Consider the following 26,726-nt stretch of genomic DNA (forward strand, 5'->3'; position numbering starts at 1 on the left):
TTGTTATAATAAAACGTTAATTTACTTGTTAAATAATGGTATAATATACTCGTTGATGTTAAGATTTCTAACAAAGCTAAAATGAATGGAGGAGAATATGAGAGATTCAATAAAGATTTTTAAAAGAGATATGAAAAATCTAATTAAAAATCCAATAGCACTTATAATAGTTATAGGATTGTGCATCATACCATCTTTATATGCTTGGATAAATATTAAAGCATGTTGGAATCCTTATGAAAATACTAGCAATGTGCCAATTGCTATAGTTAATAATGATAAGGGAGCAACTTTAGATGGTAAACATCTAAATGTGGGAAATGATGTAATAACTGAGTTAAGAAAAAATAAAAGTATAGGATGGAAATTTGTAAATGAAAAAAAAGCTAATGCAGGAGTACTTGATGGAACTTATTATGCAATGATAGAGCTACCAAGTGACTTTACAAAAGATTTAACTAGTGTTACAAGTGGAAATCCAACTAAGCCAACTATAATATATAAAGTAGATACAAAATCTAACCCAGTTGCTGGTAAAATTACAGAAGTAGCTGAAGAAACACTTGTTAATCAAATTAATTCAAATTTCATTGCTACAGTAAATAAAACAGTATTTTCAGCTTTAAATATATATGGTAAAGATATTAATGAAAACAAGGACAAAATATTAAAATTAAAAAAAGCTATAATAGAGCTTGATGAGCATATGGATGCTGTTAATTTTGCACTTGAGAGTGTAAATGGAAATTCAGAAAATTTAGCTACATATTTAAAAGATATTCAAAGCACTTTACCACAAGTTACAACAGGTATTGATGCAGTTTCTGATTCTAATATGAATGCAAGTAAAAACTTAAGTAATATAAAAAATAATTTAAATGATTCATTAAATGGGGTTAAATCTACTTTAAATCAAATTAATAATCAAAATAATCAAATAAAAGACATAGTAAATAGATTGAACAATTCAAGTTCTGATTCTAAAGAAATAGTAAGTTCATCTATATCACAATTAGAAAGTCAGCTAAATAATAGTAAATCTCAAATTGATTCTGTTATTAATCTTTTAAATAAATTTAACGATGTAAGACCAAATGATAAGATAACAGCATTAATTGGGGATTTAAATAAAATAAAAGACTTACTTAATAAACAACAATCAAAATTAGATAATCTTAAAGGTCAATTAAATGGATCAGCGGATTCTATGAAAGATGCAATTGATTCAATAAATGAAACAGCTGGTGAATTATCAAATAGAACTAACAACTCTATAAATTCGTATGATTCACAAGTTAGACCTATTCTAAATAAAACTGCAGATAGCTTAATAACATCAACAAAAGATGCAGCCAATTTAGTTGATAGTTCTAAAGGGTTAGTTAAAGCAACTAATGAAATATTAGGATATGCATCAAAAGGAAGCGATTTAACAGCAGAGATGACAAAAGATTTACAGACGAAGTTAAATCAATTTAAAGATACTATACACTTATTAAGTACTGAACTTAAAAAAGTAAATGATAATGATCTAGATTCAATAATAGCTATACTACAAAGTAAGCCTCAAGTTATGGGAGATTATTTGTCAAATCCATTTAACTTAAAATCAGAGCCAATATATCCAATTGAAAATTATGGTTCAGGAATGGCTCCTATATATACAACATTAGCTTTATGGGTTGGAGGATTAGTACTAGCATCATTACTTACAACAGAAGCTGATGAGTTTGTTGGGTTAAGTATAAAGAAAAGATATATTGGTAAGATGATTACTTTTGTATTTTTTGCAATGATACAAGGATTTATAGTAGGGCTTGGAGACAAACTTGTATTAGGAGTTCAAACTGATAGTTTAGGGTTGCTTATATTTACTACAGTGTTATCTTCAGCTGTGTTTACAATAATACTATATACCCTAGTATCATTATTTGGAAATATAGGAAAAGCGATAGGGATAATATTAATGGTTATTCAAATAGCAGGTTCTGGGGGAACATATCCTATCCAGGTAGACCCTTTAATATTTAGAATTCTTCAACCATTTTTCCCATTTACATATACATTAAGCAATTTAAGAGAGGCTATAGCTGGTCCACTTTTAAGTACTATTATGTTTAATACATTCGTACTTATATTTATGGCAGGTATTACTATAATGATAGGGTATTTCTTAAAAGAAAGACTCAATGAATCTGTTAGAAAGTTTGAAAAAGGATTCAAAGAATCTGGATTATCAGAGTAATTTTATAGAGGTGAGGAAATGAAAAAAGTTTTTAAAATATATTTAAGAGATTTAAAGCACATAACAAGTATTCCAGCAGCCTTTATAATAATAGCCGGGCTTTGTTTAATACCTTCACTATATGCATGGGTAAATATACAAGCATGCTGGAATCCATATATAAATACAGGGAATATACCTGTAGCCGTAGTCAATAAAGATGAAGGTGCATCAGTTAATGGAAAGATTATAAATGTTGGAGATGAAATTGTTGAAAACCTTAAAAAAGACCATAACATAGGTTGGGAGTTTACAGAAGAGTGGCAAGGAAATTATCAGTTAAATGAGGGTAAATATTATGCTTTAATTGAAATACCGAGCGACTTTTCAAAAGATTTAGCATCTCTTTCAACTAAAAACCCACAAAAGCCAAATATAATATATAAGGCTAATGAAAAAGTAAATGCAATAGCTACAAAAATTACAGATGTTGCTAAAGATAAGTTGGTGGAAGAGGTTAAATCTAACTTTGTAGATACTGTAAATAAAGAAGCATTTAGTTTCCTTACATCACTTGGTGTTAAGTTAGAAGACAATAAACCTCAAATAATTGAGTTAAAAGAAACATTAGATAGTACAGCAAGTAATTTGAAAAAAATTGATAGTTATGTAAAAGAAGCTAGTACACATGCTAATAATTTAAAAAAATATTTAAAAGATACTAAAGGGAATCTTCCTTTAATTACAAAAGAAGTAAATGATTTAAAATCAGTTATAAATAATGGTAAAGATTTGGTTTTAGTTACTCAAAATAATAACAATAATGCTTCTCAAAATTTAAGTAGTAGCATGAGCGCGATAAATAGTATGAATAGCAACTTACAAAATCAAATTAATAATTTAAAAGATTTAAATAATGATGGATCTACTGAAGATTTGGAAAAAGCTATAGAATCAATACTAAATACAATATCATCTATGCAAGGAAATCTTGATAGTCTTATATCAAGCCTTGAAAAAATAGGTAATGATAAAGTTGATAATGTAATAAGTTCTCTTAAAAAGTTAAGTAGTATGCTTGATTCAGAAAGTGAAAAACTTGAAAGTATAAAATCATTAATTAGCAACAACGAAGGAAAAGAAAAAATAAATGAACAACTAGATTCTTTATTAGATTTATCTAATGCATTTAATAGCAAGCTAAATTTAATAAGTGGAACATTTAATTCAGATATATCAGGTGTTTTAAATAGTGTAGGGAACTCTATGATTTCTAGTTCAAGTGATATGAATAATGTACTAGACAGTATAAATGTTTTAGTACCTCAGTTAAATGCACTATCTAACTTTGGAATATCAAGTAGCAACTTAGCTATAAAACAATCTGAAAACATAGCTAAACAATTAGATAAATTTGAAAAAGATTTAGATGTATTAATTGAAAAAACTAATATATTAACAGATGAAAATTTAGATAAGTTAATTTCAACACTTGATAAAAATTCGAAAGAAATAGCTTCATTTATAGCATCTCCAGTTAATGTTAAAACAGAAGAACTTTACAAGGCTGGAATATTTGGAGTTGCATTAATGCCTTTTTATTCAGTTCTTGCAATATGGGTAGGAGCACTTTTAGCTACATCGTTGCTTACTACAGAATGTGAAGAATTAGAAGGAGAACGCACAAACCTAGTTCAAAAGCATTTTGGAAAGATGCTTACATTTATGACTGTATCGCTTATACAATCATTGATAATAGCAATAGGGGATATATTTATATTCCAAGCGCCTGTAAGTGTACCTTTATTATTTTTATTTACAATAGTATCGTCAATTTTATTTACAACAATGATATTTACTCTAGTATCATTATTTGGTAATATTGGTAAGGCTATTGCAATAGTAATAATGGTATTTCAAATTGCAGGGTCTGGTGGTATATACCCAATACAAACAAATCCTAAAATATTTGAAGTATTACAGCCGTTTTGGCCATTTACTTACGCTATAGATGGATTTAGAGAAGCTATAGCAGGTCCTAGTATGGATGCGGTTTATCATGACTTAATAATGTTAGCTTTATTCTTTATAATATTCTTAGCACTAGTTGTATTTAAGAAGACATTCCACAATGCTACAGAATTTGTAAATGAGAAATTTAAAGAATCAGGATTATAAAACAAAGAGGCACCTATTTTAGGTGCCTTTTTTAATTAAAATAGTTCGGGTTACTTTAAAGTTACTTATTACAAACTAATTATTAAATTGATATAATTATTAAAGATATAAATTATGGTAAATTAAGAAAAAATAGGAGGTACAATGGATAAATTTAATTTAATAGTGGTTTTTATAGAAGGCATGATATCGTTTTTTTCTCCGTGTATATTGCCAATACTACCTATTTATTTAAGTATGTTATCAAATAGTAGTATAGATAGCTTAAAAAACGATAAAAAAACATTTATACATAGTTCACTTTTTAAAAATACTATATTTTTTACGCTTGGAATATCTGTAACATTCTTTATATTAGGGTCATCGGTAAATGTACTTAAATCATTTTTTAATACAAATAAAGAGTTCATAATGATTCTCGGAGGCATTATAATAATTGCTATGGGTCTATTTTATATAGGCATTATTAAGTCATCTATATTAAATAGAGAAAAAAGATTTAATATAAAACCTAAAGATATGAATCCAATTTCAGCTTTTTTATTAGGATTTACATTTAGTTTTGGATGGACCCCTTGTATAGGTCCAATATTAGCATCTGTACTTGTTATGGCATCAAATTCAAAAGACATAGCTACATCAAACTTATTAATTTTAATTTATACAATAGGTTTTATATTACCATTTATAATAGTTTCTATGTTTTATAATAAATTGTTTAAATCAATTGACAATATGAGAAATCATATGGGATTAATAAGAAAAGTAGGTGGTATAATACTTATAGTTTCTGGCTTAGTTATGGCTATAAATGGAGGTTTAGAAATTTATAACTCTAGTAGTAATAAAAGTGAAATAAATCAAAATAATCAAAGCTCTGAAAATAAAGATAATGATAAAATAATGTCTATAGATTTTACTTTACAGGATCAATATGGAAAAGAACATAAGCTAAGTGAATATAGAGGAAAAACTGTATTTTTAAATTTCTGGGCAACGTGGTGTCCTCCTTGTAGAGGTGAAATGCCCCATATAGAAGATTTATATAAAGAATACAATAAGAATAAGGATGAAGTTGTAATTTTAGGAGTTGCCTCTCCTAATCTAGGGAATGAGGGAACCGAAGAGGATATTAAAGATTTTTTAAATCAAAATAAATATAATTTCCCTGTTGTTATGGATAAAGATGGGGTTTTAGCTTATCAATATGGGATTAGCGCATTTCCTACAACTTTTATAATAGATAAAGATGGATATGTTACACAATATGTACCTGGAGCTATGGATAAAGAAACTATGAAATCTCTTATAGAGGGAGAAAAGTAAATAGATCTATTAAAAAATGACTCAATCGATTTTAGATTGAGCCATTTTTAGTGTCAATGTTTTTAATCTTACAGAATTGTAATTTTTATGTAATGTAAATGAATACTAAAAATATTAAAAGTAAGATAACATATTCACATGATTAAAACGAAAGGTTGTGTGTATATATGGAAATTTTAAAAATTAATAATGTATCTAAAACTTATGAAGGGAAGGTATCTTATCAAGCCTTAAAAAATATAAACTTGTCTATAGAAGAAGGTGAATTTGTTGCTGTAATGGGGCCAAGTGGTAGTGGAAAGTCAACTTTATTAAATGTTATATCTACAATAGATAGACCAACTTCAGGTGAAGTAATATTAAACTCTAAAAACCCGCATGAATTAAAAGGCCAGGATTTAGCAAATTTCAGAAGAAATGAACTTGGGTTTGTATTTCAAAACTTTAACTTGTTAGATACTTTAACAATTGGTGAAAATATAGTACTTCCTTTAACATTAGATGGAGCTTCAGTAAAAGATATGAATAATAGATTAAATGAAATATCTAAAAAGCTAGGTATAGAACAGATAATAAACAAAAGAACGTTTGAAGTATCAGGAGGACAAACTCAAAGGGCTGCAATAGCTAGAGGAATAATAAATAAACCATCAATTTTATTAGCCGATGAACCTACAGGAAATCTAGATTCAAAATCTACAGATGATGTTATGGATTTATTTACAAAAATAAATACTGAAAATAAAATGACTACGCTTATGGTAACGCATGAGCCTTATACTGCAAGTTTTTGTAACAGAATCATTTTTATAAAAGACGGAGAAATTTACAAAGAACTTAATAAAAAAGGTAATAGAGAAGACTTCTATGAAGAAATACTATTAGTGCTATCTCAAATAGGAGGTGCTAGATAGTGGATTTTAAGAAGTTTGCATATAATAGCGTAATTAGAAATTTCAAATCGTATTTAGGGTATTATTTAAGCTCAACTATATCTATAATGATATTTTTTGCATTTGCTACAAGTTTATTTCATCCAAATGTTGCAAACCTTCAAATAGAAAATGGGTCAACTTTATATTTTTCGCTTTTAACAACTGAAATTGTTATTAGTATAGTTTCATTATTATTTATACTTTATTCTTTAGGTACTTTCATAAAAGGTAGATTTAAAGAATTTGGTACTTTAAAAATAATAGGAATATCGGATAAGCAGTTTAGAAAATTAATATTTTTAGAGGGAACAATAATCGGATTATTAGCTATATTATCAGGAATAGTGTTAGGACTAATATTTTCTAAGCCATTTTTAGCATTAACAAGTAGTATTTTTAGTATAAAAGCAACACAAATGTACATTCCAGTAAAGGCAATGTTAATAACTATAGTTTTATTTACGATATTATTTAGTATATCAAGTCCTATGACTATGTTTTTAGTAAAAAATAAAACAATTATAGAGCTTTTAAATGGAAGTAAAAAACCAAAAGTAGAACCTAAAAATTCTAAGTTTTTAGCTATATTAAGTATAATCATATTATCTGTGGGATACATAGGAACTAGATTTGAAGGAATGGAATATGTTGTTATTGCATGTGTAATAATAGGAACATACCTATTCTTTTCACAATTTACTGTATTTGCCTTAAATATACTTAAAAAGAATAAGAAGTATTATATGAATAAGACGAATGTATTATGGATAAGTAATTTAGTTTATAAAGTTAAAGATAACTCTAGACTATTATTTTTAAATACGATGTTGTTATCAGGAACATTAGTTGCAATAAGTGCATTATCAACAGTAGTAGCAACTCAATTAGATGATGCAAAATCTATGTATCCATATATATTAAATCTTACATCATCTGAGCATAATAAGGTTGAAAGCCAACAAATTAAAATTATAGAAGATACATTACATGAAGCTGGATATAATTTTAATAAAACATCTTTTAAAATATTAAACATAGGAGATAGTAGAAAATATGTAGTAAGAAACTCCGAATTTAATAGAGTAGGTAAAAAGTTAGGAATAAATAATGTAGAATTAAAAGAAAATGAAACATTAATAATACCAAGATTTGATACCACTAAATATAGAGATGGATTAAAGGAAGTAACTAATCTTAAAGTAGGACCTAATGACTTAAAGGTAAAAGGCATTGCTTCAAATAGAATAACTGATGTAGGGATGATGGATTCTCTTTTAGTAGTAAATGATAATATTTACTCAAAATTAGAAAAAGATAAGAGTAATGTTACTTTTAATATATTTGGTTATGATTATAATAATTGGGAAAATAGTCATAAAACATCTGATAAAATTCAAGATGCAATTAAAAAGATTTCTAATAATAATTATGATACACGTGAATATTATGATTACTTTACTAATTTACCAGGTCATTACAATCAAGAAGTTCAATTAAACAAAGCATTGTTATTCATAGGAACATTTATAGGAATCATATTCTTTATATGTTCTTGTAGTTTCCTATATTTTAGATTCTATACAGATTTAATAACAGACAAAGAAAAATATAAAAATCTATCTAAAATAGGATTGTCTTATAAAGAAATGAAAAAAACGTTGAATGTGGAAATAGGATCGATGTTCTTTATTCCTTATATTGTAGGTTTTTTAAATGCAATATTTAGTGTAATAATGTTAAGTTCAGCAAAAGGAATGAATGTTGGAGTTAAAGGTTTAGCTGTGTCATTTATATTCTTTGCTATATATTTCGTATATTTTATAGTTTTAAAATCAAAATATATAAAAGGAATAGCAAAAGAAATACCAGGATATTTAGATTAAATATAATGAATATAAAGCCGATTAATATAAAGAAAATTTATATTAATCGGCTTTTTTATGTTTTATAAAATTAAATATTAAATAAAATGAATTTTTATTGATATAATCATATAGGAAAATTTTTACAAACTATAAAACTTTTTATAAATCAAATTCGTTATATAAGTGAACTATAATTTATATAGAGTTGTGTTGAGAATATACTTAATGTTGCTACTAATAAGAATATTTTAATATAGGTATTTTTACATATTACAGAAGTAAAAAATACTTAGGGTTATAAATATAAAGTTAACAATTACTAATGCGATAGGTGAAATTAAAGTAAATTGAAAGTAATGATAGAAATCCTTAATTTTAGTTGCTTTGACAAACATATATCATTTGTGACAGATGGAAGTAAAATAAGAAATAAAGAATTAAAAAGGTATTTTGACGTATATGCAACTATATAGATGGAGTGTGGAAATACAAAAAATAAATATAGCTATCAAAAAAAGCAATGATATAGTTTGTTTTAAAATATATTATTGCTTTTTAATTTATGTGAAAATTTATAGCTTAAAATTTCATCAAAATTAATTCAATATAAGATCTTAAAAGTGTCATATGAACTCAAAATATGAAAAAATTAGAAAAATATAGTATAATATTTATATTCTTTAAAAGTAGGTGAAATTATATTATGAGTAAGGCTGTAAATGATGCAACTTTAAAAAAGGCAGGGGATTTATTTCAATATTATATTGCACTAAGAAATTGTTTTAATATGAAAAGTGGAGATAAATTACAAATAGAAGTTAATGGAGATGTAAGCTTAATTTCAAGTATATCTGGATTCTCTTTTCAAATAGAGGTCAAACATCATTTTGGAGAGCATTTTCTTTCGGATAGAAATATAGACTTTTGGAAAACTTTATCTAATTGGTATGTAGAATATGATAGGATTTCAATATTTTCTAGCTTAGTACTATATACTACCTCAACAATTGGATTAGAATCACCATTTTATGATTGGAATAATAAAAAACAAGATGAAAAACTATCCTTACTATTGAATATTGGAAATGTTGAAAAAAAAGATGAGAATACTTTTAGAAAGTATTATAATAAAATATTTGATAAAGAGGTATATGATAAGGATAAGTTAGAAGATATATTATCTAGATTTACTATAGAGTATAAGCAAAATAAAATTTTGGATATATCAAAAGAATTTGATTGTTATGTTGGTCATATTCCTAAAGATAATAGAGACAATTATATTGGAGCATTACTTGGAAGAATACTTTCAGTTGTAAAAGAACCACCACATATATGGGAATTAAGCAGAGAGGAATTTGATGAGATTTTACAACAAGAATCTGTAGCTTATTCTAACAGTGGTGAAAAACCATTACCAACTATATTTAATGATGAAGATATATCAGAATATGAAAAAGAAACTTTGGTTAATAAAAATTTTGTTGAAGAAATAAAAAAAATAGAGTACGATGATGAGATTCAACTAGCCATATTAGATTATTGGAAAACGAGCATGACTATTATTAACTTTTTCAATGAAGATTTTTTATATAATCAAAGTCTAGAGAAATATAGAGATGATTTATCATATAAATTAAAACATCAGAAAAAAATTAGTGTAATTAAGAGTAGAAGAAAAAGCAGAGAAGAGCAAATTGAAAATTCACAAATATTGTATAGTGAAGTTATGTCATGGGATGTGAGAGATTTTGAATCAATAATTAAAAACCAGTATTATTTTCAAAGGGGGATCATTCATACAATTGTAGATGTTAAAGAATTTAGTTGGGATGTAGGTGAAAATAATTGAGTATAAAAAATATAAAAATACTATCTATGAATTCGCATTTTTATGCCCTATTATTTAGAGGATTTTTATCAGGATATAATAAACCATGTGAAATAAGAACGCTATTTATGGCACTTCCTATTTTGTTATATTCAGATTCAAGGGAAAAGCTTATTTCTGCAAATAAGACAAGTAGAATGGAAAGTTTATTTAATAAGCCTAAAGAGCTGGAGAATAATAAAAAAATTTCAGGGAAATCTGATTTGGCAGGGTATATAAAGCATTTTGAGGATGTTAAGGGATTATCTAAAAAGGCTATAATAATTCTATATTCACAAGATAATATACGTTTAGAAGGAAATAGAATATTTTTAACTTCAGAGTCTATAAATCACTTAAACTATAAAGGAGAAATTAGAAATTGGATTAGAGCTGCGTATTACTTAGGTATTATTTTTGCAAAAACAAATGAGGATCATATAAATTATTTTTTAGGGGTTGATATAAGATGAGAAGTTATATGAGGGCAATTATGATTTTTAATAAATTAGGAGAAGTTAGAAGCGTTAATATGGAACCAGGAGTAAATATTATTACTGGGGAATCAAAAACAGGTAAGAGTGCTCTTGTTGAAATAATGGATTACTGTTTATGCAGCTCAAGATGTACTATCCCAAAAGGGAAAATTACAGAATTTGCATATATTTATGTTATACCAATGGTAATAAATAAAAATACATATATAATTACTAGATATAATTGGGAAAGTGGAGGGAAAATGCATATATCAAAAGAAGGTATAGATTTTCCAATAGATAAAATTGATTTGAATTATTTTAAAAATATGCCGATATTATCGATTAAGGATGCTCAGTATGAAATTGAATCTGCATTAGGGTTACATGTAAGCAATCTTGTTTTCGAAGAAGATGAAAAAGGTAAGAAAGCATCTTTAAGAAATATGACATCCTATCTTTTTCAACATCAAAACTTAATTGCAAGTAAATTTGCATTGTTCTATAGATTTTCAGAATCATACAAGAGAAAGGATATAATTGAGCAGTTTCCTATTTTTGCAGGGATGATAGGACAAGAATACTATAGTAGCTTAATAGAGCTAAATGATTTAAAGAATCAACTGAATCGTAAGTTAAAGAGTCAAAAATCAAATCAGAAAAGCAGTGAATATTTAAAAAGTATATTAAAACCATTAATAGAAGATTATTTTTCATTACTAAATACTAATGTTGACTTAAATATAAATTTAAATAAGATGAAAAAAATTGCATCTAATTTACCTGAATTTGATGAAGCTCAACTTTTTGAAGAAGATGGAATAATTGAAAGGTATAATTTTTTAAAAAAAGAATTGGAAGAACTAGCAATAGAAGAAAGAAGTGTTTTAATGAAAATAAATAATTTAGATGATGCAAGTAACAGAGGACAAGGTTTTGCTGAATCATTAAAAGAATTAAAAGAAAAAACAAAGATTTTTGACATTGGTAAAAATAAATATTCTTGTCCACTATGCGGAAATAATTGTGAAATTATTTCAGAAGAAGATAGATTATTAGTAGAAGCAGGCGAATGGCTAGATAAGGAGTTAGAAATTACTAGTAAATATACACATAATTTTTCAGAAGATATAAGGAAGCTGAATGGAGTTGCATCAGATATATCAGAAAAGATGAAAAGCAGATCAAATCAGATTAAAGAAATTGAGAAAAAATATATAAAATCAGATGCTTTAAATTCTAAAAGAGAAAAAGTAAATTATGCTAAAGTTAAAATAGAATTATATTCTAATATGATTGATGGAGGATTATTTGAAGATATTGATGAAGAGATAGAAAGACTAAAGGAATCAATAACAACTTTAGAAAATAAGATTAAAGGATATGATTTAGATGTAAAGAAGGCAAAGGCTCAGACATTTTTATCAGAAAATATGAATCGTCTAGCTCTTACACTAGACTTTGAAGATGAATATAGACCTATAAATCTTAATTTTGGATTAGTAGACGGAACATTTGATTTATACCAATATCAAAATAAATATGAAAAAATATTTTTAAATGAAATGGGAAGCGGAGCAAACTGGGTATCATGTCATATATCATTATTTCTTAGTTTTCTTAGATATTTTACTAAACAAGAAAATTCTCCGATGCCGTTAATTATGTTTTTTGATCAACCAAGTCAAGTCTATTTTCCAGAAGGGGATATAGGTAAAAATGAATTTTCACAGTCAGATTTAAAAGCGGTAAGTCAAATGTATAAGACTATATTTGATGAAGTTAACGCAATTGGAGATGAGACTGGTACACTTCCTCAAATTTTAATAGTTGATCATGTTGATGGAAAAAATTTAGAAATTAAGGATGAATTTATATCCTATACAAGATGTAATTGGAGAAATGGGAAAGCATTAATATAATAGCTATATTCAACAAAATAATGTAAATAAGTAGACATTGAAATTTATAAATTCAATGTCTATTTTTATTGAAATAATTTATAGAGAAGAAGGCGTTAGATTAAGAGAAGAGCTTCGACCATAAACAATAAAAATAAGATATCAATTAAAAAATTTGATTCAACAATTATATATGTATTGAGTAGAATGCAATTAATATTTAAAACATTAGACTTATAAAAATTTACTGCTATCTATCTTATTGTAAAGGTTGGAAAAATGAAGTTTTATAAATATAGAAGAAATAGGATAAAAGGCAGTGATAAATCACTGGTTTTTCGTTTTTCAGTAAGTATATTTTAGATCCTAAAAATACTGACCTAAAAGCAGTTATGCTAAATGTTTATTATAAAAAAATATAATATGATATTTGTTCATTTTTATTAAAAATGGTATAATGTGCCTATAAAAGCATACAGGAGAGAATTTATATGATTAAAAAAAACGAACATACAGAATCTCAAGCATTAATTACATTTGAAGGACAATTCAAGCATAAAATGAAGTTATGTTTTATATTTTTTATTATCTTAATAGGAGCCTCTATTGCAGGAGTTATTTTTATTGATAATAGCTTATCAACTTTTATATCATCTTGTGCCATTGGATTATCTTGTAGTTATATTACTGGATGGTATATATCATATTTAGCAGATAAGCAAACTGCTTGTTTACTAGAAATTGATTATAAAATAAGTAAGATAGATGAATTTATTAATGAGTGTAAATTTGAAACTAATATATATAGTTATAGTTCAATAGAACATCCAAAACAAATAAATATATATAATTTAAGTAGTGATTGCTCTAAAGAGTACTTTGCATGTTTAGTTCGTATGAGCGATGTATTTAGTTCTATTTTAGAATGTGATATTTGGGATTTTAGTAATATACAGGTTAATTTTTATACAGATGATTCTAATTATGAAAAATTAACATTAAGTGAATTTAAATATCGTTTAAATAATTATTTCCAAGAACAATATGAAAAATATAATAATGTTAATTTGTCAGTAATTCAATGTAATAATATGTTTATGAATGCAATGACAGTAATTAGAGAGTTAAATAAAATAAAAAAAGAATTGATAGAAGAAAAGGAAAACATAATTTTTAAGAAGAAAATTAAAGGTAAATAATATATTTTAGGCAGTAATTATATTATAATTTGCTGCATTTATGATGGGTGAGAAGCATTTATTGATAAAGTTTAAAAAGTTATAATATGGAAAAATAATTTTTGCATTATTAAATTTTAGTATAATTAAAATAAAAAGGAGGTAAATATGTCCAGTAAACAAAAGAGTTTTGAAGAATTTTATTATAGTCCTAAAAATAACGTTTTTGACATTGATATAATTGAGGAATATGTTAATTCTCATGATGGATCATATGAGCCTTTCAGAGATAGAATATTTTGCCCAGAGTGCCAAATTGCTAAGTTAACTTTTATTCACAAAACATCAAGAAATCGTGCTCATTTAAAAAAGATACCAAGTTCTTATCATGAAGAAGGCTGTTCATATAACTATGATTATGCTTCAAAAAGAACAGTAAAAAAATATATTGATTCACTAAAAGAAAATGAAATACAGGATAAATTAAATACTATGATGAATCAACTTTTCAGATTAAATAAAAAGAAAATTGATTTTGGAGAAAATATAAATGAATCTGGACTTATGAATAAAAGTCATATGACCATTACTGAATCTAAAAATAATGAAATAGTTTTAAGAGCTCTTAGAAGAAAGCGTTTAAATACATGGATTGATGAATCGGATGGCACAGATATATATGTATTTTATGGTAAAGTAAGATTAAAAGTTGTTGAAAAAGAAAAAGAAGACTATAAGTATTATTTGCTTCAGATTTCCACTCTAAACAAAAATAAAGAGTGGAAGTTTAGAACTAACTTATATCGTGGGAGTATAAAAGATATAGTTGATGAAAATACAACTTATTATATTGTTATTATAGGTAATTTAGAGTTTAATTATAAACCATGGACTATTAATTTATCAAATAAAAATGCAATCAAATATAGAAAATATATTTAAATAATCAGTAAATTTATTAAAATAAATAATGTTAGTTTAAAGTAATTAAAAAATATAATAGATATTTGAAACAGTAGATTCATGAAAATTTACTTTTTTTTATTTAGAAAGATTAATACTACATTATATATTTAAATGTAATAGACTAGGATTCAATGATAAAACATTATTCAATAATTATATTATTAGATGAATTACATTATGGAGATAAAATGTAAGCATATAAGATTATTTCAGAGAACTAGTTATTATTACTGTTATGATAGATTAAAACATTTTGTTTATCATCAAAAATTAGAAATGCTACTAATATTAAAAAACAAGATAGCAATTCAAGAAAAAACAGATTTTACTTGTATTTTTAAGAATAATATAATGATTATATAAAAGTAAATAACTTATATATAATAGGAGGATGTATTGTGAATGGAATAAAAATTAAGGCAGGTATTTTTCCAGTAGTAATGAGTTTTGCAATTGGGGAACAAGGAAAAGAAGAGGTTCAAGCGATAGATTTACCAATAGGTGCAAATATTCTATATTTACAAAGTATAAGAGATCTAACTGAAGTTGAGATTTTAAAGAAATTTGTTTGTAAAGAAGAATTTTATGATGAAGATTATGAAAAGCTTTTTAAGCTTTTTCTTAATAATACGAAAAGATTAAGTCCGAATATTAATAACGCAGAAGACATTCTTCATCAGTTTGGAGTTTATGAGGAAAAAATAGGTGATAAGTATCATTTTAAGCTTATCCAAGAATATATTCCATATATTAAAGCAGATACTTGGGATTATATTACAGTAGATTTATTAAAAGATTCTTATACCGATATTATTAATTGCTTCGATTTTGGCGACATAAATATTTATTTAGGAGCATGGAGAAGTGAGTTTGACAGTCAAAAACAATCATTGTTAACTGCATTTAGAAGTGCATTTATATTTACATTGATTGGATTTCTTTATGGGGATGATAGAAATTTATACTCTAACTTTAATAGTTTTTTTGAAAGTGAGTTCTATAAAAGAATTTCATTAATTTATGGAATTTGGAAACATCGTAAAGCAAATGAGGGTATTAAATATATTCCCATTTTTGATAGCTTTTATAATTTAGAAGGTAATTCTCCTGAGAATTTGATACAAATAATTCACGCTATTTTATCGGATGATAACATAGTAAAAGATGAAAGAATGATGATAAAAAATAGGCTTATTGAAGGTGCTAATAGTTTTCATAGTAATATAGATTCTCAGAGCTTAGAGTTAGAGCAATCTATAATAAAACCTGTAGTTAATTATCTTATTGAAATACAATCAGCTAATGAAAATATTTCTGCTGCGGAAGCAATGTATAAGGAAACGTTATTTGAAGCTGCCATTAATAGAAGTTATTATTCAATGATGCATGCACTTAAGGCACTTTTAGAAAATAAAAAACAATTATCCGATTGGGAGCCTGGTAAATTGAATGTAAGTGAAAATCATAAAGCTTTGGAACGAAAGCTTATAAATTTATATTCACAAGGAATTATAAAAAATAGTTTTGTTTCAGATTTTAAATATGTCAAACAGAAACGTTGGATTGCGGATTATAATATTTCAACATTTAGTAAAGAAGAATGTCTTGAATGTATAACTAAAGCTAAAGTCTTTATTAATGAGGTAAAAAAAATATCACTATAATGTATATTAGTGACATCAATAATTTCAAAAAGTATATGGAAATTTTCTATTAGCAGATTTAATAGTTACATATTTATAGAAAAAGCTTATTTATTCCATTAATTTTAATATATGTTAGTTTTTCTTGTTAGAAATATTATTGATGTTTGTAGGTTTTGCCTCTGGAGAAGAACTAGGGACTATGTTATTAAGGACATTGGGAGCAGATGTATGGGAAGTATTTGAAGGAATGATATATGTTTGCACATTTGTACCAATATTTTCAGGAATATATTCATTAATAATTTTTTTGAAGTTTACATTTAATATAATATATGGAAAATTAAAACAATGAAATTAATATTCAAAGAATACAAAAAACTAATTAATATATAGTAAGAAATCTCTTTAAATTGTAGTAGTAGAATATAGTCTGAGAAATGTTTCTGAAAATTGGCGAAAAATAAAAATCATAATAGATAGTAAAAGTAAATATTTTAATATATGATTCATATATAGAGTCATAATAAAGGCTCCTAATTTATTAGGAGTTTTTATTTTTTATATTAAATTATAGCACCATAAAAGTGTAGTTTAGGGTTATTTATATATAAATATATTTATTTTGATATGATTTATATATAAAGATTAGATAAAAATAATAATAATAATAATATATCAAAAATATAAGGTAGAGTATAAATTTATTTAAAGGTGGTGCTATTATGAAAATGATAAATATATCTACTGGTAATATAGTTTCTATTGGATATGATGAATCAAGGAAAGTACTTAGAGTTAAGTTAAAAAATAGTACATATGAATATAATCGTGTTCCTAAAAATATACTTCGTGATTTTCTAAATGATTTAAATAAGACTAAATTTTATAATTCAATAATTAGACATTTTTATAGTGTTCATAAAGTTAGATAATATAAATAATAGGTATTGGGGAAGAGCTCTTTTACAGGGTTCTTTATTTATGAACTTAAGTAAATGTATGGAAATAAACTTATTTATAAAAAATAAATTTATTTCCATACAATAACTACCATAAAGATTAATTTTGATGTTAAAATAATTATATATTTGAAAATAAAGGGGAATATAATATGTTTTTGTCACAATTAAAAATATGGAATTTTAGGAAATATGGTACAAAAGAAAATGGAGATACAGGAATTACAGTATCTTTTAATGATAGATTAAATCTAATTGTTGGTGAAAATGATAGTGGGAAAACAGCTATTATAGATGCAATAAAGTTAGTTCTAGGTACTCAGAGTTATGACAATATTAGAATAGAAGAAAATGATTTTTATAGAAGTAAAGATGGAACTAGAACGGATTCATTAAAGATTGAATGCACATTTGAAGATCTATCTGATTTAGAAGCAGGTAGATTTTTAGAATGGATTTACATAGATGATGAAGGTAAAGCTAAATTAGAAGTTAGACTAGTAGCAAGAATCAAGGATAACAAGGTAACTATAAGAAAAACTGGAGGTAAAGAAGGGGTAGATATTAACTTTGAAGCATCAGAAAATCTAAGAGTTACATATTTAAAGCCGTTAAGAGATGCAGAACATGAATTAAATCCAGGATATAGATCAAGGTTTGCACAAGTACTAAAGAGTCATCCTATATTTAAAAATAATGGGAACACTCACAAGATAGAAGAAATTATGCAAGATGCAAATAAAAATATTGAAGAATATTTTAAAGTAAGTATATCTCAAGATAATAGTGAAAGTTCAGGTAGTGATTCTGCAGAAGAAAATAATGAGGAACTTAATTATAAAGACGATCCATCAAGTATTATAAGTTCAATTTCAGATACATTAAGTAACTTTTTAGGAAATAATAAAGATCAATATGATGTGAATATTAATATATCTGAAATGGAATTAAACAAGATATTATCTAGGCTTATGTTAAAAATAGATGAAGATAAGGTTGGATTAGGGACTCTAAATCAATTATATATGGCGATGGAATTACTATTATTAGATATAAAAGAAAAGAATAATGAATTTGGATTAGCTTTAATTGAAGAAATTGAAGCACATATACATCCACAAGCACAGTTAAGAGTAATAAAGCATTTAGAGGAAAATATTAAATCACAAACGATACTTACAACTCACAGTATAACATTAGCATCAATAGCTAATTTAAATAGTTTAATTCTTTGTAGGAATAACAATGCATATTCTTTAAACAGTAAATATACACGTTTATCTTCAGGTGATTATGAGTTCTTAGAAAGATTTTTAGACTCTACAAAAGCAAATTTATTTTTTGCAAAAGGTGTAATTATGGTTGAAGGGGATGCTGAGAATATATTAATACCGACTATTGCTAAGATTATAGGAAGACCATTATATATGCATGGAGTATCAATTGTTAATGTTGGAAATGTAGCATTTTTAAGATATTCGAATATATTTATTTCAAAAGATGGAGAGCAAACTATAGGAATACCTACTTCAATTGTTACAGATTTAGATGTAAGGCCTATTCAGTATTATCAAGATGATGATAATGATTGTGATAGTGATTTTAAATATACTGTATATGAGATAAAAGATACTAAAGAATGCTTTATAAATAAAATTAATTCGAAGAAAAGATTGAAAGAAATTTTGGGAAGAGCATCTAGGCAGATACTTAGGAATAATGAGTATTTAGATAAAGTTAATATTATAGAAGATAATTACAGTAAATATAAAGATGTTGTAAAGAAAGATAAAGAAGAAAAATATAATTTACAGGATATAAAAGTATTTACAAATAACTGGACTATGGAATTTGATTTAGCATTAAGCTGTATAAGAGAATATGTATATGCAGCAGTTTTAATAGCAAAATATATAAAATCTGATGAAGGTGGTATTGATGATATTGATATAGATGAATTTATTAACGATGCTAAAGAAGAAATAGATGAATTTATTGAAGAGGGTAAAGTTGATATGGATATAGCATATCAAATATATAAGCCACTATTAAAAGGAAATGCATCTAAAGCTGTGTGCGCACAATATTTATCTAAAATTTTATTAAATAAGTCAAATGAAAGTGAGGAATTAGTTAATAAAATTAATGAAGATGAGAATATAAAGTATATATTAGATGCTATACATCATGTGACTAAGACTAGAAGTGAGGTTACAGAATAATGAATATGATATTTAATGATATTGAAATAACAGAAGATGATATTAGGTATGCAGAGGAGATACTTTTCGATAAAGTTAATATTTTTGATGAGCAAGAGAGAATTCCAATAATACAAGACTTCAATAATTCATTTGATGTAAATGCATGTCCAGGAAGCGGAAAAACTACAGTTTTATTAGCTAAATTAATTATATTATCTAGAAAGATGCCACTAAATAATGGACAAGGCATATGTGTTTTAACTCATACCAATGTTGCAATAGATGAAATAAAAAGTAAGTTAGGTGACAAGAGTGATATATTGTTTAAATATCCTAACTATTTTGGAACTATTCAAAATTTTGTAGATAAATATTTAGCTATACCTTATTTTAAAAGACAAAAGAATGAGAATATTAAAAGTATAGATGACGATATATATTACGATAATATAAAAAAATTATCAAAAGAAGTGTATCCTAACATAGATAGTATAATACAGTTTTGTATCGAAAAGGGATATGGTAATTATACTTGCGATTCTCACGAAAGAAACTTTATGACCTTTATAGCGAATAAACATTTTAATATTGATAATAATGACATAAGAGATAATTACAATAAAGTACTAACAGATAAGTTTTATTATAGTGAGTTGAAAGATATTATGTTAAATAAGACATTAGATAACGGAATATTAAGATATGAAGATGCATATTTTTTAGCTGGATTATATATTAAAAAATTTCCAGATATAAAGAAATATTTTTCAAATAGATTTAAATATGTTTTTATAGATGAAATGCAGGATGTAAGTAAAATACAAATGAAAATTATAGGGAATATTTTTAATGATGATAAAGTTATTATTCAAAGATTTGGAGACATAAACCAAAGCATAAGTAAATTCGACTCAAATAATAACAATTGGATATTTAATGAAGAGCTTAAAACAATTAATTCAAGTAAAAGATATGGAGATGGAGTGGTTAAATTTTTAGAGCCATTGAGAGTTGAAAAGTTTGGAGAGTTTAAGGGAAATGAAGACATTGATACTTTAAATCCTCATATAATAATATTTGATGATCCTGAAATAGAAAGTGTTATACCAAAATATTTAGAGTTATTAGATAAGTATAATATTAAGGAAGAAAAAAATAAGAGGATAAAAGTAATTGGGAAATTGGCACTTTCAGTTAGTAATCCATATAAATCAATATCATCTTATGTAAGAGGATATAATTCAAAAGGAAATAGAGATATACCTTTACATAAAAAAGTTATTAATAAATTAAATAGAGTAAAGACTACTAAGGAATTTTATGATTATTTAATATCTGTAATTTTACTAGCTATAGATATTGATGGGAGAAAAGTTAGTAATGAAGAATTTACTAGGTTGATGGAGGATAAATATATTAATGAATTTACGATATATCGTTCTAATATATTAAAATGGACTAAAAATTTTAGAGAGAATACTAGTTTAGTATTGGAAGATATATTAGACAAAACTCAATCTCTATTTAGTGAAGTAGAAGAAGTAAATTGTAATAATGATATACTAAAAAACAAAATAAATAGTAATACTGGAGAAGTGGAAGAAAGCCAGGAATATCTAGAAGCGATAGAGCTAGTTATAAGTATGGATAATATTGATACTATAATGAGTACTAAAGGAGAAACTCATAAGGCAACATTATATTTAGAGAGTAAACTAGTGTATAGCAATGGCGATGATAGAAGCGATATCAGTAGAATCTTAGATTATATGGTAAATAAAAAAGAGGAAGTAGACGATGGTGATAAAGAAGCATTAATGAATGCATATGTTGCTATGAGTAGAGCTGAAAAATTAACTTGTATTGCTATTCAATATGAGACAATAAAGGGAAGAATAAAAGAGTTTAAAGAGTATGGATATGAAGTAATTGGATGTAATACTGAGATCGATGTACTAATATCGAATGAACTTCAAGAATTATAAATTTATTAAATGAGAATGTAGTTATTAAAAATTGTATTTAAGCTAAATTAGTTTTTAGTTTAAATACAATTTTTTTTACAATAATTAGATATTCAGTTAAAAAAAGTCTTGTTTAAGAAAAAATTATGGTAAAATATGTAAAATAAAACACAATACGATTATGTTAAATTGTATTGTTTTGTGAAATTAAATGATTAAACACTTTGGGGGGATATGTATTTAGAAAATGAAAATATTGAAGAGGTAGTCTTATTAAGTCAAGTATTAGATAGAATTATAGTATCTATGCAAGTAAATATAAATAATAACATAAAGGAAATTAATATTACTTAAATCGTATATAAAATTTAATAGTATGTTAAGTTAATAAATTTTTAAGGATAGAAGCTCATTAATTAAATTAGTAGAGCTTTATTTTTTTTGTAAATTTCTATCAAAAACTGTCCTGAAATGGTATCTATGATTGTAGTAGTAGATGAAAGGAGGGATGACTACTTTTTATCTATAAAAATGTATGAAAGGGTAGAATTTTATGAGTAGAGAGTCAAATGAAAAATATAAGCAACATGCATTTGATAGCTATTGTAAAAAAATCATAAAGAATGAAGCTCGCAACATTTATAAAGAGATTAAGCGTAAAAATGAAAGAGAAATATCTATAGAACAACTTACGATGAAATATATGGAGAAAATATCTATATTTCCAGAGTATTGTTTTGATGAATCTTGCATTAGATGTAATCAAGAAATTATCCAAATAAATGATGAAAATTATTATGAATTTGCCTGAGAAACAACGAAGCATAATCATATTTTCATATTGGATTAATATGTCTGATAGAGAAATAGCAGAAGAGATTAACTTAGCTAGAAGAACTGTTTCAAGACATAGAAATCCACTGTGGATGGCTATTTTGATAATTGTATCCATATGTACTATATTTAGTAATGAATATCAAAGCAATACTGCATCAATAGTATTTAGTTCAAAAAACGGACAAGGTAAACTAACACTAGCAAAAGTTATATCAGGATTATTATTCTCTACAATCATGTTTCTGATTATAAATGGTATACAAGTTGCTATAATGGCTATGCATGGCTTTGATGGATGGAATTTACCATTAGGATTTTTACCTAGTTATGCAAGGACCCCATATATTATGAACATAGGAACATTTTATATGATTGGATTATTGGTTAGCTATATAGGGGTTGTATTATTTACATTATTAGTTATGTTAGTATCATTAATTAGCAAAAATGATATGATATCTTTTGCAATAAATGTAGTGATATTACTAGGACCTGGATTTTTAGCTAAAATTATGCCTACATATATGTTGACTAAGATATTTATGGAATTAAACATAGAACGTTTAATAGGACCAATAATGATGTTTGGAAATATAAGCACGTACAATATATTTGGAAATCCTACACTATACTTAAATGTCATAGTTTCAATTGCTATTTTAAGTATACCTATAGTATTGTATTTAATATATAAATTAGGTAAAAGACAAGTTGTATAAACTTTAATTATAATTAATAATTACAATTTTAAATATTACATAAGGTAATTATATTTGATATACTTTATGTAATATTTTTTTACGCTTAAGGAGGAAATAGAGTGGGTATAAATATTAGAAAAGAACAGTTGAAAGATAGAGAAGAAATATATAATTTAATAAAGGAATCATTTAAAAGTGCAGAACACTCTGATGGAAGTGAACAAGATTTAGTAAATAGACTTAGAAACTCAGATAGTTATATAAAAGAGTTATCACTTGTGGCAACTTGTGATAAAACTATAGTTGGTCATATTATGTTTACTAAAATATCAATAGAAAACAAGGACTTAAAGACAGAATCACTTGCATTAGCTCCACTTTCGGTATTACCTAAATATCAAAGACAAGGAATAGGTAGTAGGTTAATAAGTGAAGGTTTAAGTATTGCTAAAAACTTAGGATATAAGTCGGTTGTAGTTCTTGGAAGTGAAAAGTACTATCCAAGATTTGGATTTAAAGAAGCTAAAGAATTTAGAATAAATCCACCATTTGATGTACCAAGTGAAAACTTTATGGTTATAGATCTTGAACCAGCTTCATTAAAATATGTAAATGGAGTAGTTAAGTATGCAAAAGAGTTTTTTGAATCTTAAGAACTAAATAATTGCAACCAGAATTCTATCTTACAAAAGTGTAACTTAAATGTAATTTATATAGATACTAAAAACTTTATAATTAGTATATTATTATTACATAAAGATAAAGAAAGGTTGCAGATAGTCATGAAAATATTAAAATTTCAAGAATTTAAATATTTTTACAAGCAAAAAGAGAATTTAAGACTAGTATATTTAACGATGGCTATACTTTTAGCAGCCATAGTATGTACAAGTACTATACTTTTAGTTGTTAGTAATAGAATGGAAGTAAAAAAATCAGATTATCCATTTATATTAAATTATATGTCTTCAAGTTACAATTATATGAATGATGAGCAATTATCATCTATTGAAGGTACATTGAATGAGTCAGGATATAAATACAAAAAAACAGATTATAAGTTATTAAATATAAATAATGAAGGTAAATATGTAATAAAGAATTCAGAATTTAATAAACTAGCAAAAAAACTTAATATAGATCCAGTTAATTTAGGAGTAAATGATACTTTAATTGTACCAAGATTTGATAATGAAAAATACAAAAACAAAATAAGTAAATTTAAAGATTTTGACATAGGACTTTATAATTTAAATGTAAAAGGTATTGCTACAGGAAAAATACTTCCAAAGGGAGTTGGAATATGGGTTGTAGTAGTAAATGATAAAATATATTCACAACTAGAAAAAGACTTTGGAAATACTACAGTTAATGTAACAGGATATGATTATAAAAACTGGGAACAAAGCTCTAAAGCAGATGAAATAATACAAAATAAACTAAAAGATGCTTCAATAAATAATTATGAAAAAAGACAAAACTATGACTCGTTTTTTAGTTTACCAAAACTTTTTGAAAACAACTCAAGTATAGATAATAAAGCATTTATTATAGATGCTTTTATATCTATAATATGTATGTTAATAAGTATTAGCTTTTTATACTATAATTTCTATAAAAACATGAAATTAGAACAAATAAAAGATGATAAAAATGTTGAAATTCCTAAATTATCATTTAATGTATAATAAAAAAGGTTTAAGTATTAAATTAATACTTAAACCTTTTTTACGCTTAACAAAATTATGATTACTAAAAATCTTTGTATAATCTATAAAACTTAGATTTACTAACATTATATGTTTTGAGCGTAAAAAAGTTTTTTGAGCAACGGACGAAGTCGTTGGCGATATGAGCTAAGCGAATTTTGTATAAAGCACACTTAATGCAATTAAAGCTTGAGCTGTGTAGTACACTAATAAATTTAACGCTCCAAGAATTTTAGGTGGATTTTTATAAAAATAATCAAAAGCTAATATTAAATCAGATAGTACAAATAACAATGCACCTATTGTAACTATCAAAATATCGAAGCTAGAGTTATTTGATAAATACAAATTTAATGATTGAGCAAACATAAAACTAATAACTACAGCGTAAAAAGCTACATAATTAAACATTCCTTTAAAATCTAATCCTTTTATTGACTTTAAAAATAATAAAGAAATAGACGATAAAATTATTGTGAAAATTATAGTGTATATGCTAAACTCACTAATACATATAAAGCCTACAGAAAAAAATATATGTGCAAAGCTAAAACTTAAAAGGCCATATATAAAGTTTTTACTCATAGTAGATTCACTTTCTTTTGCATATATAAGAAAGACATCTCCAAATAATGAAAATATAAGACCTAATAATATAAATATGAAATATGCAAAGTTAGTATTATTTTCAATGTATCCACTTATAGCAACAAATACAAATAATATACTAGTTATTGTTTTAGATAGTCCACGATAATTTTTATAAGGTTTATATGTAAAATATAATAAGAATGTTAAAGAAATAAATAAAAAAAGTAACAATAAGTAAGTCATAAAATCCCTCCATGATTAAATTTTCCTTTATATAAAACTATAGTATCATACTATGCATTAAACATTAAATAAAAAACAATATAATTAAAATATATAATTTATAATATAAAAATTATATATGTGGTTAAATATGCTTCTTGAAAATAACTTGTTTTTAATGTAATGTATTACTATGTGAAATTTTAACAATAAAATTTAAGGAGATTTAAAAGTGACTTATATAAATGCAAAAAGTAAATATTTAATAAATGTAAAAAATATTAAGGTAAAGCATAAATTTGATACATTAGTAACAAAATCGGTTAATATAACAGAAGATCAAATTGAAGAATGTAAAAAATATGCTGAAAAATATATAGAAGAATCTAACGAGTATAAAGTATTAGTACCAGCATCTGTTAAAGATGAAAAAATACAAAAAGAAATTGCAAAACAAATAGTATTTGCAGACAAGATAGGAGAATGTGCAGTTTTAAATTATTTTAAATATAGGGGTGTTAAGCCAGATATCTTAAAAAGTAATAAAATAGGTATAAAAACTTATATAGATAAAGATATTCATAATAGACTTATAATAGATAAAAAAGATATTGAATCAAAAAATAAAAACCAATATTATATTGGAGCACATCTAAATCTAGAAGTTGAAGATAAAAAACATCCAATTAAAAAATATTTAGTTAAAAATATTTATGATATAAAAAGAGTTCAATTATATGGATATTTAGAAACTAAATTTATAGAGAGTTTAAGATATGAAGTTGTAAATAAAAAGGATGGAAAGAAAGAATATAAGTTCTATACTAAAAAAGCTTCTAATTATGAAAAGAAAGATAAGTATGCTAATTTTGGATTTGATTGTAAATGGTATTACTTAGATAGAGTGATGGATATAGAAGGATTAGTAATGAAAATAAAGAAATAGTTTATAAATTTTGACTATAAAAGATTAA

22 protein-coding genes are annotated in these 26,726 nt (G+C 25.1%); 21 read left to right on the top strand and 1 reads right to left on the bottom strand.

Annotated features, from left to right (window positions below):
• Positions 1-97 precede the first annotated feature (97 nt).
• From KXZ80_RS07055 to KXZ80_RS07150, 20 genes are all read left to right on the top strand, one after another.
• The gene (locus KXZ80_RS07055; protein ID WP_021432771.1) at positions 98-2,245 is read left to right on the top strand and encodes a YhgE/Pip domain-containing protein; all 2,148 of its coding nucleotides are present in this window, start codon (positions 98-100) and stop codon (positions 2,243-2,245) included.
• Positions 2,246-2,263: 18 nt separating this feature from the next.
• Positions 2,264-4,402: a YhgE/Pip domain-containing protein gene (locus KXZ80_RS07060; protein ID WP_021432772.1), complete on the top strand. Its 2,139-nt coding sequence runs from the start codon at positions 2,264-2,266 to the stop codon at positions 4,400-4,402.
• 144 nt (positions 4,403-4,546) lie between these two features.
• Positions 4,547-5,728 (top strand): cytochrome c biogenesis protein/redoxin, encoded by a 1,182-nt coding sequence (locus KXZ80_RS07065; RefSeq protein WP_021432773.1) that lies wholly within the window; start codon positions 4,547-4,549, stop codon positions 5,726-5,728.
• A gap of 167 nt (positions 5,729-5,895) precedes the next feature.
• Positions 5,896-6,642, top strand: a complete 747-nt coding sequence (locus KXZ80_RS07070; RefSeq protein ID WP_021432774.1) for an ABC transporter ATP-binding protein — start codon at positions 5,896-5,898, stop codon at positions 6,640-6,642.
• Entirely contained in the window at positions 6,642-8,546 is a 1,905-nt protein-coding gene (locus KXZ80_RS07075; RefSeq protein ID WP_021432775.1) for an FtsX-like permease family protein, read from the top strand. The genes KXZ80_RS07070 and KXZ80_RS07075 overlap by 1 nt, the downstream gene beginning before the upstream one ends.
• Positions 8,547-9,231: 685 nt before the next feature.
• Positions 9,232-10,380, top strand: coding sequence for a hypothetical protein (locus KXZ80_RS07080; protein WP_021432777.1), 1,149 nt, complete (start codon positions 9,232-9,234; stop codon positions 10,378-10,380).
• Positions 10,377-10,871, top strand: coding sequence for a three component ABC system middle component (locus KXZ80_RS07085; protein WP_021432778.1), 495 nt, complete (start codon positions 10,377-10,379; stop codon positions 10,869-10,871). Before KXZ80_RS07080 ends, KXZ80_RS07085 begins: the two co-directional genes overlap by 4 nt.
• Before the next feature lie 20 nt (positions 10,872-10,891).
• Positions 10,892-12,796 (top strand): DUF3732 domain-containing protein, encoded by a 1,905-nt coding sequence (locus tag KXZ80_RS07090; protein ID WP_226898123.1) that lies wholly within the window; start codon positions 10,892-10,894, stop codon positions 12,794-12,796.
• Between the two features lie 470 nt (positions 12,797-13,266).
• Complete coding sequence (locus KXZ80_RS07095) at positions 13,267-13,974, top strand: hypothetical protein (RefSeq protein WP_021432780.1); 708 nt, start codon at positions 13,267-13,269, stop codon at positions 13,972-13,974.
• Between the two features lie 147 nt (positions 13,975-14,121).
• Positions 14,122-14,895: a hypothetical protein gene (locus tag KXZ80_RS07100; protein ID WP_021432781.1), complete on the top strand. Its 774-nt coding sequence runs from the start codon at positions 14,122-14,124 to the stop codon at positions 14,893-14,895.
• Between the two features lie 201 nt (positions 14,896-15,096).
• Complete coding sequence (locus KXZ80_RS07105) at positions 15,097-15,282, top strand: hypothetical protein (RefSeq protein ID WP_223132730.1); 186 nt, start codon at positions 15,097-15,099, stop codon at positions 15,280-15,282.
• 35 nt (positions 15,283-15,317) lie between these two features.
• Positions 15,318-16,583, top strand: coding sequence for a HEPN domain-containing protein (locus tag KXZ80_RS07110; RefSeq protein WP_021432782.1), 1,266 nt, complete (start codon positions 15,318-15,320; stop codon positions 16,581-16,583).
• Positions 16,584-16,707: 124 nt separating this feature from the next.
• Entirely contained in the window at positions 16,708-16,917 is a 210-nt protein-coding gene (locus KXZ80_RS07115) for a hypothetical protein (protein WP_156344336.1), read from the top strand.
• A 370-nt stretch (positions 16,918-17,287) separates the two neighbouring features.
• A complete protein-coding gene (locus KXZ80_RS07120; protein WP_021432784.1) occupies positions 17,288-17,497 on the top strand; it encodes a KTSC domain-containing protein in 210 nt (69 codons plus the stop codon).
• A 179-nt stretch (positions 17,498-17,676) separates the two neighbouring features.
• Positions 17,677-19,746: an ATP-dependent nuclease gene (locus tag KXZ80_RS07125; protein ID WP_021432786.1), complete on the top strand. Its 2,070-nt coding sequence runs from the start codon at positions 17,677-17,679 to the stop codon at positions 19,744-19,746.
• Positions 19,746-21,713 carry a UvrD-helicase domain-containing protein gene (locus KXZ80_RS07130; protein WP_021432787.1) on the top strand — a complete coding sequence of 656 codons (1,968 nt, stop codon included), beginning with the start codon at positions 19,746-19,748 and terminating at the stop codon, positions 21,711-21,713. Before KXZ80_RS07125 ends, KXZ80_RS07130 begins: the two co-directional genes overlap by 1 nt.
• A 532-nt stretch (positions 21,714-22,245) precedes the next feature.
• Positions 22,246-22,503 carry a hypothetical protein gene (locus KXZ80_RS07135; RefSeq protein WP_021432789.1) on the top strand — a complete coding sequence of 86 codons (258 nt, stop codon included), beginning with the start codon at positions 22,246-22,248 and terminating at the stop codon, positions 22,501-22,503.
• Positions 22,475-23,248, top strand: a complete 774-nt coding sequence (locus tag KXZ80_RS07140; protein WP_082435293.1) for a sigma factor-like helix-turn-helix DNA-binding protein — start codon at positions 22,475-22,477, stop codon at positions 23,246-23,248. Before KXZ80_RS07135 ends, KXZ80_RS07140 begins: the two co-directional genes overlap by 29 nt.
• A 101-nt stretch (positions 23,249-23,349) precedes the next feature.
• Positions 23,350-23,883 (top strand): GNAT family N-acetyltransferase, encoded by a 534-nt coding sequence (locus tag KXZ80_RS07145; RefSeq protein ID WP_021432791.1) that lies wholly within the window; start codon positions 23,350-23,352, stop codon positions 23,881-23,883.
• 129 nt (positions 23,884-24,012) lie between these two features.
• Positions 24,013-24,918 (top strand): hypothetical protein, encoded by a 906-nt coding sequence (locus tag KXZ80_RS07150; RefSeq protein ID WP_021432792.1) that lies wholly within the window; start codon positions 24,013-24,015, stop codon positions 24,916-24,918.
• 168 nt (positions 24,919-25,086) lie between these two features.
• On the opposite strand, the gene KXZ80_RS07155 is transcribed toward KXZ80_RS07150, so the two are convergent.
• Positions 25,087-25,773: a lysoplasmalogenase gene (locus KXZ80_RS07155; protein ID WP_021432793.1), complete on the bottom strand. Its 687-nt coding sequence runs from the start codon at positions 25,771-25,773 to the stop codon at positions 25,087-25,089.
• 211 nt (positions 25,774-25,984) lie between these two features.
• Between KXZ80_RS07155 and KXZ80_RS07160 the strand changes: the two genes are divergently transcribed.
• Complete coding sequence (locus KXZ80_RS07160; RefSeq protein ID WP_021432794.1) at positions 25,985-26,698, top strand: hypothetical protein; 714 nt, start codon at positions 25,985-25,987, stop codon at positions 26,696-26,698.
• Positions 26,699-26,726: the final 28 nt, after the last annotated feature.

Origin of the sequence: Paraclostridium bifermentans (assembly GCF_019916025.1) — a bacterium.
GTDB classification, from domain to species: Bacteria; Bacillota; Clostridia; order Peptostreptococcales; family Peptostreptococcaceae; genus Paraclostridium; species Paraclostridium bifermentans.